Genomic DNA, 14150 nt, shown 5'->3' on the forward strand with positions numbered 1-14150 from the left:
CGCCTCGCGCCGGTCCCGCCCGTCGCCCATTTCCCGCGCCCGGACTTTCATGGTAGAGGCAGGCCCTGGGGACCAAGAGGCGGCACGCCCGGGCCCGGACAAGAGGCGGAAAGAGGGGAGCGGCATGGCAGGCGGACGTCAGGCCCTGATGGCAGCGATGCTGGCGACGACGCTGACGGGATGCGGCATCCTGGACGGCGGCGTGCCCGGCCCGCTGGACGGCTACCCGGCGGAGGAGATCTTCCAGCGCGGGGAATACGAGCTGTCGCAGGGCCAGGCCGAGGACGCGGCCTTCTATTTCGGCGAGGTCGAGCGGCTCTATCCCTATTCGCAGCTGGCGAAGCGGGCGCTGATCATGCAGGCCTTCGCCTATCACCGCGACCGCGACTACGAGAGCGCGCGGTCCTCGGCGCAGCGCTTCCTCGACTTCTACCCGGCGGACGAGGACGCGGCCTACGCGTCCTACCTGCTGGCGCTGAGCTATTACGACCAGATCGACGAGATCGGCCGCGACCAGGGGCTGACCTTCCAGGCGCTGCAGGCGCTGCGGGTCGTGATCGAGCAATATCCCGAGAGCGAGTACGCGCAATCGGCGATGCTGAAGTTCGACCTCGCCTTCGACCACCTCGCGGCGAAGGAGATGGAGATCGGGCGCTACTATCTCGGCCGTGGCCATTTCGCGGCGGCGGTGAACCGCTTCCGCGTCGTGGTGGAGGATTTCCAGACCACGACGCACACGCCCGAGGCGCTGCACCGGCTGGTCGAGGCCTACCTCTCGCTCGGCCTGACGGAGGAGGCGCAGACCGCCGGCGCGATCCTCGGCTACAACTACCAGTCGACCGAATGGTACGCGAGCAGCTACGCGCTGCTGACCGGGCAGGGCCTGGCGATGGAGGCGCGGGGCGACAGCTGGCTCGCCTCGATCTACAGGCAGGTCGTGCGGGGCGAGTGGATCTGACGGCGTCGAGGGGCGGATATCGGGCGGGGGCTCTGCCCCCGTCGCCTGAGGGCGACTCCCCCGGAGTATTTGCGGCAAGATAAGGGGGCGGGCCGGGCCCGACCTTGCCGGCCCCACCCGGTGCGCGGGACGGGCCATTGACGCTGCATCGGCAGCCCCCATAAAGGCGCCATGCTCCGCCACCTGCATATCCGCGACATGCTGATCATCGACCGGCTGGACATGGCCTTCCGGCCCGGCCTGAACGTGATCACGGGCGAGACGGGGGCCGGCAAGTCGATCCTCCTCGACAGCCTGGGCTTCGTGCTGGGATGGCGCGGGCGCGCCGAGCTGGTGCGCCAGGGCGCCGCGCAGGGCGAGGTGACGGCCGAGTTCGAGCTGGACGCCGACCATCCCGGGCGTGCGGTGCTGGCCGAGGCGGGGATCGCGGTCGAGGACGGCGAGGTGATCCTGCGGCGGGTCAATGCCGAGGGCGGGCGCAAGACCGCCTGGATCAACTCGGTCCGCGTCTCCGGCGAGGTGCTGCGGGCGCTGTCCGAGACGCTGGTGGAGCTGCAGGGGCAGGGCGACGACCGGGGCCTCCTGGACGCGCGGGGGCATCGCCGGCTGCTGGACGCGCATGGCGGGCTCGAGGATCTCGTGGCCGCGACCCGCGCGGCCTGGGCCCGGCGGCGCGCGGCGGAGCGGGCGCTGGACGAGGTGCGCCGGGCCCGCGACGCTCTGCTCGAGGAGGAGGAGTTCCTGCGCCACGCGGCGGGCGAGCTGCGCGTCCTCGACCCGCGGCCCGGCGAGGATGCCGCCCTGGATACCGAGCGCAGGGCGCTGCAGGCGGGCGCGCGGATCCGCGGCGACATCGAGCGGGCCCATGCCGGGATCGGCGGCGAGGGGGCCGAGGGCCTTGCCGCGGATGCGATGCGCTGGCTGGACGGCGCGGCGGCGCAGGCCGATGGCCGGCTCGACGCGGCGATCGCGGCGCTGGCCCGCGCGATGGACGCGATCGGCGAGGCCGAGCAGGAAGTCGCCGCGGCGCTGGACGCGCTGGAGGACGATCCCGGCCGTCTGGAGGCGGTGGAGGAGCGGCTCTTCGCGATCCGCGGCCTCGCCCGCAAGCACGGCGTGCAGCCCGACGGCCTGGCGGAATTCGCGGCGGGCCTCGAGACGCGGCTGGCGGCGCTCGACGCGTCGGACGGCGACATGGACCGGCTGGCCCGCGAGGCGCGCGAGGCCGGTGCGGCCTTCGCCGCCGCCGATGCCGCGTTGCGGGCGGGGCGCGAGGCGGCCGCCCGCGCGCTCGAGGCGGACATGGCGCGCGAGCTGGAGCCGCTGAAGCTGGGCCGGGCGGTGTTCCAGGTGGAGATCGCGGACGGCGCGCCGGGGCCGGAGGGCTCGTCCGAGGCCACGTTCGTCGTCGCGACCAATCCGGGCGCGCCGCCCGGGCCGCTCGGCCGGGTCGCCTCGGGCGGGGAGCTCAGCCGCTTCCTGCTGGCGCTGAAGGTGAGCCTCACCCGCGAGGCGCGGGGGCTGACGCTGATCTTCGACGAGATCGACCGCGGGGTCGGCGGGGCGACGGCCGATGCCGTCGGACGCCGGCTCGCGCGGCTGGCGGAGGGGGCGCAGGTCCTCGTCGTGACGCATTCCCCGCAGGTGGCCGCGCGCGGCGCGCATCACTGGCGCACCGAGAAGCGCGTCGAGGGGGACGAGACGCTGAGCCGGGTCGTGGCGCTGGCGCCCGCCGACCGGGTGGACGAGATCGCACGGATGATCTCGGGCGACACGGTGACCGAGGCGGCGCGGGAGGCGGCGCGGGCCCTGCTGGCGGACGTGGCGGCCTGAGGCCCCCGACCGGGGGGATCAGCGGGCCGGGACCGGACGGCAGCCCAGGGGCGGCGCGCCGGGGCGCTGCAGGTCGGGCAGGGGCACCGCCGGCAGGCCGAGCCGCCGGGCGAGACAGGGCACGACGCCGCAGAGCGCGACGAGGCGGACGGTCCGGCCGATGGCGGTGACGCGCGCGGTGCCGCCGGGGCCGGTGACGAGAACCGCGGGGGTCGGGCGTCTGCGCATCGGGCGATCCGTCATGCCTGCCCCCCGCGGGTTCATCGACCGGGAAATGATCCGGCCCTGTGCTGTCAAATCGGAAAAGGATCCGCGCGTGGCGGCCCCCCCTGTCGAAACGTCGCGCCCCCCGGGACCGGCGGGCCGCGGCAATGCGCTTGCGGCGACCCCTGCCTTCTAGGATCCGTGCGCCGATGTCGTCATACCCCGATTGGGGCAAACCGGGGCATGCGGCGGGAAAATCGCGGGGCGAGCCGCCCGCCCCCTCTCAGCGCCGGGGGGGCAGATGGCGCTCCAGTTCGTCCAGCACGTCGCGCCATTCGCGGAAGAACAGCAGTTGCCCGGCGCCGGGATAGCGGCGGAAGTCGATCCAGCCGTATTCGGCGACATGCTCCTCAAGCGTGGCGAGGGGGACCTGGGGGTCCTGATGGCCGCTGAAGAACACGACCGGCCGGCCGGAGGCGCGGAGCGCGGCGAGGTCGGCGCTCCAGTCCGTGCGCTCGTGGCTGATGACCTCGCGGGTGAAGGCCTCGTGCGCGGAATGATCCTCGCTCAGGGCCACGTCCGAGCCGCAGACCATCGCCTCGTAGACCTCCGGGATCTCGAAGGTGGCGACGTCGGCGGCCGACTTGCCGTAGACCGAGTGGACGAAGTAGCGCTTGCCCTTGCGCCGGGCGAGCGCGAAGCCGCCCTTGACCATGAAGGGCAGGAGCTGCGGCGTGTAGCGCGCCGAGGCGAGGATGAACCGGTGCCACTTGTCCATCCGCTCGTACTGGTCGGGGCGGGTGAGCGGCAGCACACCCGAGGCGCAGATCAGAGCGGCGATGCGGGCCGGGTGGCGCGACTGCAGGCGGTAGCCGAAATAGCTGTCGTTCCCGAGCGTCAGAACCGGGCAGGCGGCGATGCCGAGATGGTCGAGCAGCGCCGCGTGATCGTCGACGATCGTGTCGGCATAGGGGGCGCCCTTCGGCAGCGGGGTCGACCGGCCGTAGCCCGGCCGGATCGGGACGACGATCCGCATGCCGCGCGCTGCGGCCGCAGCCTCGGCGCTGGCGGGCCACCGGACGAGTCCGTAATCCAGCGGGTAGTACAGTACCGGCCGCCCGGCGGGATCGCCGAGCAGGAGGTACTCGATCTGCCGCGGCCCGGGGCGGTCGAGGCGGAAGACTTCGCGCGGGGCGAGCGTGCCCTGACCGATCGACCGGCCGGCCGGGGCCGGCGCCCGGCCCGGCAGGCGGGCGAGCTCGGTCAGCGACAGCGTCAGGCGGACCAGCTCGCTCTGGCCGCGGGTCTCGGTCTTGGAGAGGATCGACTTGATCTGCGCCCGCACCGTGCCGACGCTGCGCCCCCTCTGTCCGGCGATCTGCGGCGCGCCGAGCCCCTCGCAGAGGCCGCGCACCACCTCGCACTCGGCCCGGGTCAGCTCGAAGGCCTGGGAGAGCAGCTCGGCGATCCCCTCGCTCCAGCCCAGCTCGGACGAGATGACGAGGACGAAGGGCGCCTCGCCCTCCGGCGCGACGTGCCGCAGGTTCAGCAGGACGACGCGCCCGTCCTCGGGCCCGTGGACCCGCATCACCGTCGGGGACGGGCGGGGGGAGGCGAACATCCGGGCCAGCTGCCGCAGCAGCAGGTCGGCCTCGCCCGCGGCGAGGCGCATCGCGTCGAGCCGCGCCTCGGCAGCGAGGCCGAAGACCTGCGCCGCCGGCGGGTTCAGGCCGGCGACCCGGCCCCCGCGATCGACGACGAAGGCGGCGCTGTCGATCCCGTCGAGGGCGGCGCGGACGCTGTCGCGGCCGCCCCCGTCGGCCAGGGCGCGGTCCAGCATCGCGGCGGCCCGGCGGGTGTGATCCTCGATCCGGGGGAGCGGCGGGTCGATGGCGGCGCGCGGATCGTTCGCGGCGGCGCGGTGCGGGGCGATCAGCGCCTCCCACCTGTCGAGAAGGTCCTCGTAGCGGGCCGGGTCGACCGCCACGTCGTAGAGCCGGCCGATCAGGTCCTGGGCGTCGTCCTCCGGCACCGCGTCGGGGCGGGGCGGGGGGGCGGAGTCTCTGCGGCTTGGACGGGACAAGGGGCGACGGACCGGGCTGACGGGAACGGGGGTGCCGCTAGGGTACCCCGGCCGGGCCGGCGAGGCGAGTCCCGCGAGGATGCGACCTGCGGCCGCGGATCACGGGCGCGCCGAACAGGCGTCCCGGTCGCGGCGCGGCCGATCCCGCGGACCCGGCCCCTCCCGCACGGGGGGCGACACGGCACCTGCGCCGGCGGCCGGTTTGGAGGCCGACCGGAGGGCGGGGCCTTCCGGGACGCGGCCCCACGGGCTATGACGCGCCCTGCAGCAAGGGACGATGATGCCGACAGACCCTCCCCGATCTTCCGGCCCGGGCACGCGCGCCGATGCCGGTCCCGGCCCCGCTGGGGGTGGCGGACCCGGTCTGGCGGGGGGCGCCGGCACTCCGGGCGAGCGCGGCGCACCGGCCCGGGCCCGCCCGGCGGCCGGCCTCGTCCGGGCCGGCGCGGGGGCGGCATCGGGGGCCGTGGCGCGCGCCTGGGACCTGCTGCTGCGGCGCGGACCCGACCAGGCGCAGTTCTGGGTCATCGCCCTCGCCCTCGGCATCGTGGCGGGGGGCGCGGCGGTCGCGTTCCGCTGGGTGGTGGCCCGCATGCAGGCCGCACTCTACGGGACCGACGACATCAATACACTCGGCAGCTTCGCCGCGACGCTGGACTGGCACTGGATCGTCCTGATCCCGGTGGCGGGCGGCCTCGCCGTGGGGCTGCTGCTGCACCGCTTCCAGATGGACGGACGCGTGCGCGGCGTGCCCGAGGTGATCGAGGGCGCCGCCCTCTACGACGGGCGGGTCGAGCGGCGGCGCGGCATCCTGTCGACCCTCGCCTCCGCCATCACCCTATCGACCGGCGGCTCCACCGGGCGCGAGGGGCCGGTCGTGCACCTCGCCGCGATCCTCTCCTCGTGGATCGCCGTGCGGATCAACGCCAGCGGCATGGTCGGGCGCGACCTTCTGGGCTGCGCGGTGGCGGCGGGCGTCGCGGCGAGCTTCAACGCCCCCATCGCGGGGGCGATCTTCGCGCTCGAGGTCGTGCTGCGGCACTACGCGATCCACGCCTTCGCGCCCATCGCCATCGCCAGCGTCGCGGGCGCCGTGACCAGCCGCATCGCCTTCGGCGACGTGCGCGAGTTCGACCTGCCGGTGCAATCGGCGCTCGCCTTCTATGTCGAGCTTCCCGCCTTCCTGCTGCTCGGCCTGCTCTGCGGGGCCGTCGCGGTCGTGCTGATGCGGTCGATCTTCTTCGCCGACCGGGTGGGCAGCGCGGTGCAGGCGCGGCTGGCGCTGCCGATCTGGGCGCGGCCGATGGGGGCGGGACTGCTGCTCGGGCTGATGGCGCTGGCCTGGCCCGAGATCATCGGCGTCGGCTACGAGACGACGAACCGCGCGCTCTCGGGCGAGTACGGCTTTTTTGCCTGCGTGACGCTGGTCGCGGTCAAGGTGGCGGCGGTCGCGGTGACGCTGGGCGGGCGGATGGGCGGGGGCGTCTTCTCGCCCGCGCTGATGGTCGGGGCGCTGACCGGACTCGCCTTCGGATCCGTGGCGACCGCGCTGGTGCCCGAGATGTCTGGCGAGGGGGCGCTCTACGCCCTGGCGGGGCTGGGCGCGGTGACGGCGTCCGTGCTCGGTGCGCCGGTCTCGACCACGCTGATCGTGTTCGAGCTGACGGGCGACTGGCAGGCGGCGGTGGCGGTCCTGGCGGCCGTCTCGACCGCCGTCGCGGTGTCGAGCCGGGCGGTCGACCATTCCTTCTTCCTCACGGCGCTCGGCAAGCGGGGCGTGCGGCTGGCGGCGGGTCCGCAGGCCTGGCTGCTGGGCACCTTGCGGGCGGAGGAGGTGATGCGCGGCCCGGACCATCCGCGCGCCGCCGATGCCGAGATCGCCGAGCGCCTGGTGACGGAAGGCACGTACCTGCCGCGCGACGCGACGCTGGAAGAGGCGATGCCGGTCTTCGAGGCGACGGGGGCCGCCTTCCTGCCCGTCGTCCGCTTCCCGCCCGGCGATTCCCCGCCCGAGATCGTCGGCGCGGTCTTCCAGACCGACGCGCTGCGCGCCCTCAACGCCGCGCTGGTGGCGCAGGCGCGGGAGGAACATTCCTGAGAAGGCCGGTCGCGCCGGAGGGGGCCCACCCCCCGGCGAGTTTCAGAGTGTGACGATCGTCAGGGGGGCGCTCATTCCCCGGCAGGTTGCAGGCCGGGCCGCAGGCCGGGGCGGGAGCCCTTGTCCGGCGGGCGCCGCCCTCCGGGCCGGCCGAAGTCCCCCTCGGGTTCAGCTTCGGCCGGCGGCTGCGGCCGAGGGACGGGGGCGAAGCGACCGGACCGGCGCCCGCGCGCCGGATGAGCCCGTTCCGTCGCCGGGCGTGTCCTTCCCCGATCGGACATGGTCGGCCCCGGATGCGGGGGCGGGCCGGTCCGCGTCTCGGCGCCGGGGCCCGGTCACGGTCCGCACCGGGGCGGCCCGGGCCGCACCGGAAGCTGCGCGGCGGGCAGGCCGGCGGCGTCAGGTCTGCTCGACCGTGACCTTGTCGGGATAGAACGCGATGTGACCGGCGATCTGCGCGACATCCGCCTTCGGCGTCTCGTAGGACCAGCCGCCGTCCGGGATCGTGCCGCTGCCGGTCGAGATGTGGAAATAGCTCGCCTCGCCCTTGTGGGGGCAGGTGGTCCGAGTCGGCGAGGGATCGAGGAAGGCCATCGCCAGATCCTCGCGCGGGACGTAGATGACCGGGTCGTGGCCGTCCTCGACCAGTTCCAGCGCCCGCGACGTCTCGCCCAGCACCGCGCCGCCGGCGCGGATCGAATAGGTGCCCGTCGCCGGGCGGATCTCGATCTTGCTCATGCCTCGTCCTTCCTTCCCGCGATGTCGTGGCCGCATCGGCCCGCGCATCGCCCTCGTCCTAATCCGGTCATGGCGGGATCGTCCGGGCCGGTGCCCCTCAGAGGGGCGCGCAGGCCGCGGCGAGCCAGTCCGCCGCCGCCCCGTCGACCCGCGGACCGATCCGCGCGAGTGTATCGGCGTGGTAGGCGTTGATCCAGTCCCTCTCTCCGGGGGTCAGCATGCCCGCCTCGATCAGGCGGCGATCGAGCGGCACCCAGGTCAGCGTCTCGAAATCCTGCCACGGTCGGTCGTCCTGGCCGGGCAGGGGCGAGGCCTGCCGCACCACGATCAGGTTCTCGATCCGGATGCCCCAGGCGCCCTCGCGATAGTAGCCCGGCTCGTTCGACAGGATCATCCCCGGCTCAAGCGCGATGTCCGAGGTGCGCGAGATGCGCTGCGGCCCCTCGTGGACCGAGAGGTAGACGCCGACCCCGTGCCCGGTGCCGTGATCGTAATCGAGCCCCGCCTGCCAGAGCGGCGTGCGCGCAAGCACGTCGAGATGGGCGCCGGCGACCCCCTTGGGGAAGCGGCAGCGCGACACCGCGATCATGCCCTGCAGGACGCGGGTATAGGCTTCGCGCGCGCCTTCGGGCGGGGTCCCGACGGTTATCGTGCGGGTGATGTCCGTGGTGCCGTCGATGTACTGCCCGCCGCTGTCCACGAGGAGGAGTTCCCCCGCGCGGACAGGCCGGTCGGTGTCCTCGGTCACGCGGTAATGCACGATGGCCCCGTGCTCCCCCGCGCCCGAGATCGTCTCGAAGGAGATGTCGAGCAGCTGGTTGGTATCGCGCCGGAACCCCTCCAGCGCCTCGACCACGGCGATCTCGGTCAGCTGGCCCTTCGGCGCCTCGGCGTCGAGCCAGGCGAGGAAGCGGACCATCGCCGCGCCGTCGCGCAGATGCGCCTCGCGCGTGCCGGCGAGCTCCGCCTCGGTCTTGCGCGCCTTCGGCAGGAGGCAGGGATCGGGGGCCTGGGCGATCTCCACCTCGGCCGCCTCGAGCGCGTCGCGCACGGCGACGGGGCAGCTCGCCGGGTCGATCTGGACCGGCCCGTCGAGCGAGGCGATCGCGGCGAGAAGCGCGTCCTCCGGCAGCAGGGCGACATCGGGACCGAGATCGAGCCCCTCCGCCTTGCCCTCGCGCGCGAAAAGCTGGCAGCTGCCGTCTTCCATCAGGATGGCGAAGGCATGGGGGACGGGATTGCGCGCGATGTCGACGCCGCGGATGTTCAGCAGCCACGCGATGGAATCGGGCAGGGTGAGGACCGTGGCGCGGCGGCCCGCCTCGCGCAGGCCCCTGGCGATCTGGGCCCGCTTGTCGGCGGCGCTGCGGCCGGCCCGTTCCTCGGGATAGGCGGTGAAGGCGCCGGTCGGCGGCTCGGGCCGGTCCGCCCAGACGCGGTCGACGAGGTTCGGCCCGTCCGTCACCCGGATCCCGTGCGGGGCGAGAGCGGCGCGCAGCTCGTCGATCTCCTTCACCGTGTGCAGCCAGGGATCGAATCCCAGCGTGCTGCCGCGCGGCAACCGCTCGGCCACCCAGTCCGCCGTCCTCGTCTCGGGCCAGTTCACCGGGGTGAAGGCGGCGAGGTCCACCTGGGACCGCACCTGCACCCGGTAGCGCCCGTCGACGAAGATCCCCGCCTCCTCGGCCGTCGCGACGGCGAAGCCCGCGGAGCCGGTGAAGCCGGTCAGCCAGGCCAGCCGCTCGTCCGCCGGGGCGACGTATTCGCCCTGGTGCGCATCGGCCCGGGGGACGAGGACGGCGTCGAGCCCCTCCTCCGCCATCTCGGCGCGCAGCGCGGCGAGACGTCCGGCGCCGTGATCCGGGCTCGTGGCGGCGGTGAAGGTCTGGAACATGGCGGGCCCCTCTGGTCTGGCGTGCCGGGGTTGTCGGCCCTCGTCGGGGGGATGGCAAGGGGCGGGGGCGGAAGGACAGCGGGGGGCGCGAACACCCGCCCCGGGACTGACCCGGGCCCCCGCGGGGCCGGGGGGCGGTGTCGGGGCCCGCAGGAACGGGGTGCCGTCCCTTCGCGTCCCGCAGCGCCAGAGCCCGCTCAGTCGTCGTTGATGTCGCGGTCCCAGTACTTCACCTGTCCCGGGCGCCTGCCCACCACCGCGCGCAGCACCAGCCACGACAGCAAGGCCACGACCGCCGCAACCAGCATCAGCCCGCCCGGTCCGCCCGGCATGATCCCGGGCGCCACCAGCAGGCCGAGGCCGACGGCCCCCGCGCCGAACCCGAAGCCGAGGAAGACGTAGCCCGGCACGATTGCCTCCAGGATGCCGAGCGCCAGCGCGGCGACGGTCCAGAGCCACCACATCTCCCACGGCCATTGCGGCAGCCAGCCCATCAGCCGCGACCCTTGAGCAGCGAGAACGCGTCGGAGAAGGCCTCGACCGCAGCGGCGGGAACGATGATCGTCTGCCCGCCCGTGCCCTGGCTCATCGCGGCCAGAGCCTCGACCTGCTTCAGCGCGACCTGGTAGCGCGCCGCCTCGATCCCGCCGTCATGCAGCGAGGCGGCGAGCTGGGTCGTGGCATAGGCCTCGGCCTCGGCGAGGATGCGCTTGGCCTTGGCGCTCTGCTCGGCGGCGTAGAGCTCGCCGTCGGCGGCGAGTTCCACCGCGCGGCGCTTGCCCTCGGCCTCGGTCACCATGGCGCGGCGCGCCCGCTCGGCATTGAGCTGCTGGAGCATCGCGGCCCGCGTCGCCTCGTCGAGATTGACGTCCAGCACCTCGGCCCGGGTCACCTCGATTCCCCAGTCGTCGACCATCGCCCGCACGCCCTCGCGCACGTTGGCGATCAGCTCGGAGCGGTTGGACTGCACCTCGTCCAGCTCGATCTTGCCGATCTCGGAGCGGACGATGCCGGCGACGGTGGTGGCGATGGCGCCGTCCACGTCGCGGATCCGGTAGACCGTCTTCTCGGGCTCGGTCACCCGGTAGAAGACCGAAGTCTCGACCTTCACCAGCACGTTGTCGGCGGTGATCGCGTCCTGCTCGGCATTGGGCAGCTGCCGCTCGAGCACCGAGACCTTGTGCGCCACCCGGTCGAGCCAGGGGACGATGAGGTTGATCCCGGGCCCGAGGACCGAGCGCAGGCGGCCGAACCGCTCCACCACGTACTTGTCCGATTGAGGCACGATGCGGACCCCCATGAGGATCGTGACCGCGACGAGGATCGCGGCGGCGATCCAGACGATCTCGGTGCCGGAGAGGGGGAACTGGTCGAGGCTGTCCATCGGAGGGGTCCGGCTGCTGTCTTCGTCGCGGCCAGTATGGCGCGACCTCGACCCCGGGGAAAAGCGCGCCGGACGGATCGGGCGCAGGAAGCGAACGCGGCGTCATCCATCCGCCACCCTGCCCGGCGGCGGCCGTGCCCGGGGGCGGGTGAATGGCCCTCCCGAAGGCCGGAACGACGCAGCGGAAAGGAGGAGCCCCGGGGCGGGGCGCGGCGGGGGACGCGCTAGGCGACCCGCCGCATCCCCCGGAACCGCGCCCGCGCGCGGGGATCGCTGTCGAAGAGGCTGGCGAGCTGTTCCGTCATCGCTCCGGCGAGCTGCTCGACATCCGTGATCGTGACCGCGCGGTCGTAGTAGCGCGTCACGTCGTGTCCGATGCCGATGGCGATCAGCTCCACCGCCTTGCGCTTCTCGACCATCGCGATGACGTCGCGCAGGTGCTTTTCCAGGTAGTTCGCGGCGTTCACGCTGAGGGTGCTGTCGTCGACCGGCGCGCCGTCCGAGATGACCATCAGGATCTTGCGCGCCTCGGGCCGGGCGGTCATCCGGCGATGCGCCCATTCCAGCGCCTCGCCGTCGATGTTCTCCTTCAGCAGCCCTTCCTTCATCATCAGGCCGAGATTGTCGCGCACGCGTCGCCACGGGGCGTCGGCGCGCTTGTAGATGATGTGGCGCAGGTCGTTGAGGCGCCCCGGACTGGCCGGGCGGCCGTCGGCGAGCCAGGCCTCGCGGGCCTGTCCGCCCTTCCAGGCGCGGGTGGTGAAGCCCAGGATCTCGACCTTCACGTCGCAGCGTTCCAGCGTTCGGGCCAGCACGTCGGCGCAGATCGCGGCGATCGAGATCGGGCGGCCGCGCATCGAGCCCGAATTGTCGAGCAGCAGGGTGACGACCGTGTCGCGGAACTCGGTATCCTTCTCGACCTTGAAGGACAGGGGGGTCGTCGGGTTCGCGACCACCCGGGCGAGCCGGCCGGCATCGAGGATCCCCTCCTCGAGGTCGAATTCCCAGCTGCGGTTCTGCTGCGCCTGCAGCCGGCGCTGCAGCTTGTTCGCCAGCCGCCCGACCGCGCCCTTCAGCGGCTCGAGCTGCTGGTCGAGATAGGCGCGCAGGCGCTCGAGCTCCGCCGGTTCGGCCAGATCCTCGGCGCCCATCTCCTCGTCGTGCTCGGTGAGATAGACCTTGTAGTCGGGATCGGCCTCGCTGGCGGGGGCAGGGGGCGGCGGCTCCATCGGGGCCTCCCCATCGGGGAGTTCCTGCTCCTCGGCCTCCTCGCTGTCGGCGGTCTCGTCCATCGAGACCTGGGCCTGGCTCTCGTCCTGCTGCTCGTCCTGGGACTGCTCGGGCGCGGCCTCGGCCTCGTCGCCGTCGCTCTCGTCCTGTCCCTCGCTCTCCTGTTCCTCCTCCTCGGCGGTCTCGTCAGACGCCTCGTCCTCGTCGTCGGAGAGGTCGGGATCGTCGCCGAGCTGGTCGCCGTAGCCGAGGTCGCGGATCACGTCGCGGGCGAACTTCGCGAAGGCGCCCTGGTCGTCGAGCCGGCCGGCGAGGTCGTCCAGCCGGTCGCCCGTCTGCTCCTCGATGAATCCGCGCCACAGCTCCATCACGTTGCGCGCGCCCTCGGGCATCTCGCGTCCCGTGGCGAGGTGGCGAAAGAGGTAGCCGGCGGCCACGGCAAGCGGCGCGTCGCTGGCCTCGCGGATCTGCTCGTAGCCCTTGCGCCGCGCCTCGGTGCCGATGCGCGCGTCGATGTTGCCGGCTGTGCCCGGCATCCGCTCGGCCCCCAGCGCCTCGACCCGCGCGGTCTCCATCGCCTCGTAGAGGTCGCGCGCCATCTGGCCCTGCGGCAGGTAGCGGTTATGGGTCGCGGCGTCATGGTAGCGGTGGCGAAGCGCCGAGCTGTCGGCGACCCCCCGGGCGAGCAGCACCTCGTCGCGGGTCATCCGGCGGCTGACCTGGGGCAGGCGGATCGAATCGGCCGTCTGGCCCGGCGGATCGACCGAGAAGCTGATCGTCAGATCGGCGTCGTCGGCGAGCACCTTCGTCGCCTCGATCAGCGCCTTCTTGAAGGGATCGGCCGGGTTGTCGCTGTTCTTCGCCATGGGGGAGACATCGTCCAGCGACGCGGCCTTGGCAAGGGGCGGGGCCCTTAACCCCGTCTTCATCCCGCCGCTGCATGCTGGCGGGCATGTGGCGCCTCGTCCTCCTCCTCTGCCTCTCTCCCGCCGGCCTTGCGGCGCAGGACGTGGCCCGTCCCGGCGGCGTCCGGGGCGTGCCGGGGGGGCTGGACCTCTACGGGCAGATCCTGGGGGTGGGGCTGGTGCTGGCGCTCATCGCCGGGGCCATCGCGATCTGGGGTGACCGGTTCCGCCGCTCGCGCCGCGAACGCCGGTTCGATTGCGATCTGCCGGTGCGGCTCGTGCCGGATCGCGGCGATCCCGCCGTGCGGCTGGTGGACCTGTCCCGGCACGGGGCGCGGCTGCGGATGTCGGCGCCCCCCGCGCAGGGGACACGGATCGGCTTCCTCGTCTGCGGCGTCCGGATCACGGGCACGGTCGCCTGGACGGGGGAGGTGTTCGTGGGCCTGCGCCTGCACCGCGCCCTGCCGAAAGCGGTGCTGATGCGCCTTCTCGCCGAAAGCGCCGCACGCGCCGCGCCGGCCGAACGGGACGAGCCGCTCTGGGCGCGGGACGGGCGGCGGGGCTAGGACCGCGCGAGCGGGGGCATGCCGCCCCTCGTGCGGGACGGGCGGCGGGACCGGGAGCGGCCCCGCGGGGCGAGCCGCTGCGGGTATCGGAGGGGCATCTGTGCCAGCAGCGGCTCTACCGGGCACGCATCTCGGGCGCTGGACTGGCGGGACCGGGAGCGGCCCTGCGGGGCGCGCAGCCGCGGGACGGGCAGCGGGGCAGCCGGCGCGAGCGGGCCCGCGGGCGCGGGTGCCCGATCCGGCCGCGGGAGGGGCCC

At 73.7% G+C, this 14150-nt stretch carries 11 protein-coding genes; 4 read left to right on the plus strand and 7 right to left on the minus strand.

Annotated elements, in window-relative coordinates; genetic code table 11:
* Window positions 1-124 precede the first annotated feature (124 nt).
* Window positions 125-958, plus strand: a complete 834-nt coding sequence (locus tag BUE30_RS05790; protein WP_073326900.1) for an outer membrane protein assembly factor BamD — start codon at window positions 125-127, stop codon at window positions 956-958.
* 171 nt (window positions 959-1129) lie between these two features.
* Window positions 1130-2791, plus strand: coding sequence for a DNA repair protein RecN (gene recN / locus BUE30_RS05795; protein ID WP_073326901.1), 1662 nt, complete (start codon window positions 1130-1132; stop codon window positions 2789-2791).
* Window positions 2792-2809: 18 nt separating this feature from the next.
* Here recN and BUE30_RS05800 read toward each other — a convergent pair whose 3' ends face one another.
* Together BUE30_RS05800 and BUE30_RS05805 are read right to left on the minus strand one after the other, a co-directional pair.
* A complete protein-coding gene (locus tag BUE30_RS05800) occupies window positions 2810-3019 on the minus strand; it encodes a hypothetical protein (protein WP_073326902.1) in 210 nt (69 codons plus the stop codon).
* 259 nt (window positions 3020-3278) lie between these two features.
* Window positions 3279-5027: a bifunctional helix-turn-helix transcriptional regulator/alpha/beta hydrolase gene (locus tag BUE30_RS05805; protein ID WP_073326903.1), complete on the minus strand. Its 1749-nt coding sequence runs from the start codon at window positions 5025-5027 to the stop codon at window positions 3279-3281.
* Between the two features lie 517 nt (window positions 5028-5544).
* Here BUE30_RS05805 and BUE30_RS05810 point away from each other — a divergent pair.
* A complete protein-coding gene (locus tag BUE30_RS05810) occupies window positions 5545-7176 on the plus strand; it encodes a chloride channel protein (protein WP_073326904.1) in 1632 nt (543 codons plus the stop codon).
* A 399-nt stretch (window positions 7177-7575) separates the two neighbouring features.
* Here the strand turns inward: BUE30_RS05810 and BUE30_RS05815 are convergent, their stop codons facing one another.
* The 5 genes from BUE30_RS05815 to cobT form a co-directional block, all read right to left on the minus strand.
* A complete protein-coding gene (locus BUE30_RS05815; protein WP_073326905.1) occupies window positions 7576-7914 on the minus strand; it encodes a DUF427 domain-containing protein in 339 nt (112 codons plus the stop codon).
* Between the two features lie 97 nt (window positions 7915-8011).
* Window positions 8012-9808, minus strand: coding sequence for an aminopeptidase P family protein (locus BUE30_RS05820; RefSeq protein WP_073326906.1), 1797 nt, complete (start codon window positions 9806-9808; stop codon window positions 8012-8014).
* A 197-nt stretch (window positions 9809-10005) separates the two neighbouring features.
* Complete coding sequence (locus tag BUE30_RS05825; protein ID WP_073326907.1) at window positions 10006-10302, minus strand: hypothetical protein; 297 nt, start codon at window positions 10300-10302, stop codon at window positions 10006-10008.
* A complete protein-coding gene (locus BUE30_RS05830) occupies window positions 10302-11192 on the minus strand; it encodes an SPFH domain-containing protein (protein ID WP_073326908.1) in 891 nt (296 codons plus the stop codon). Before BUE30_RS05830 ends, BUE30_RS05825 begins: the two co-directional genes overlap by 1 nt.
* Before the next feature lie 224 nt (window positions 11193-11416).
* Entirely contained in the window at window positions 11417-13288 is a 1872-nt protein-coding gene (gene cobT / locus BUE30_RS05835) for a cobaltochelatase subunit CobT (protein WP_073326909.1), read from the minus strand.
* 86 nt (window positions 13289-13374) lie between these two features.
* On the opposite strand from cobT, the gene BUE30_RS05840 reads away from it, so the two are divergent.
* On the plus strand, window positions 13375-13893 hold the full coding sequence (locus BUE30_RS05840; protein WP_170865615.1) for a PilZ domain-containing protein: 519 nt from the start codon (window positions 13375-13377) through the stop codon (window positions 13891-13893).
* The last annotated feature ends 257 nt before the right edge of the window (window positions 13894-14150 follow it).

Origin of the sequence: Wenxinia saemankumensis (assembly GCF_900141735.1) — a bacterium.
Taxonomy (GTDB): domain Bacteria; phylum Pseudomonadota; class Alphaproteobacteria; order Rhodobacterales; family Rhodobacteraceae; genus Wenxinia; species Wenxinia saemankumensis.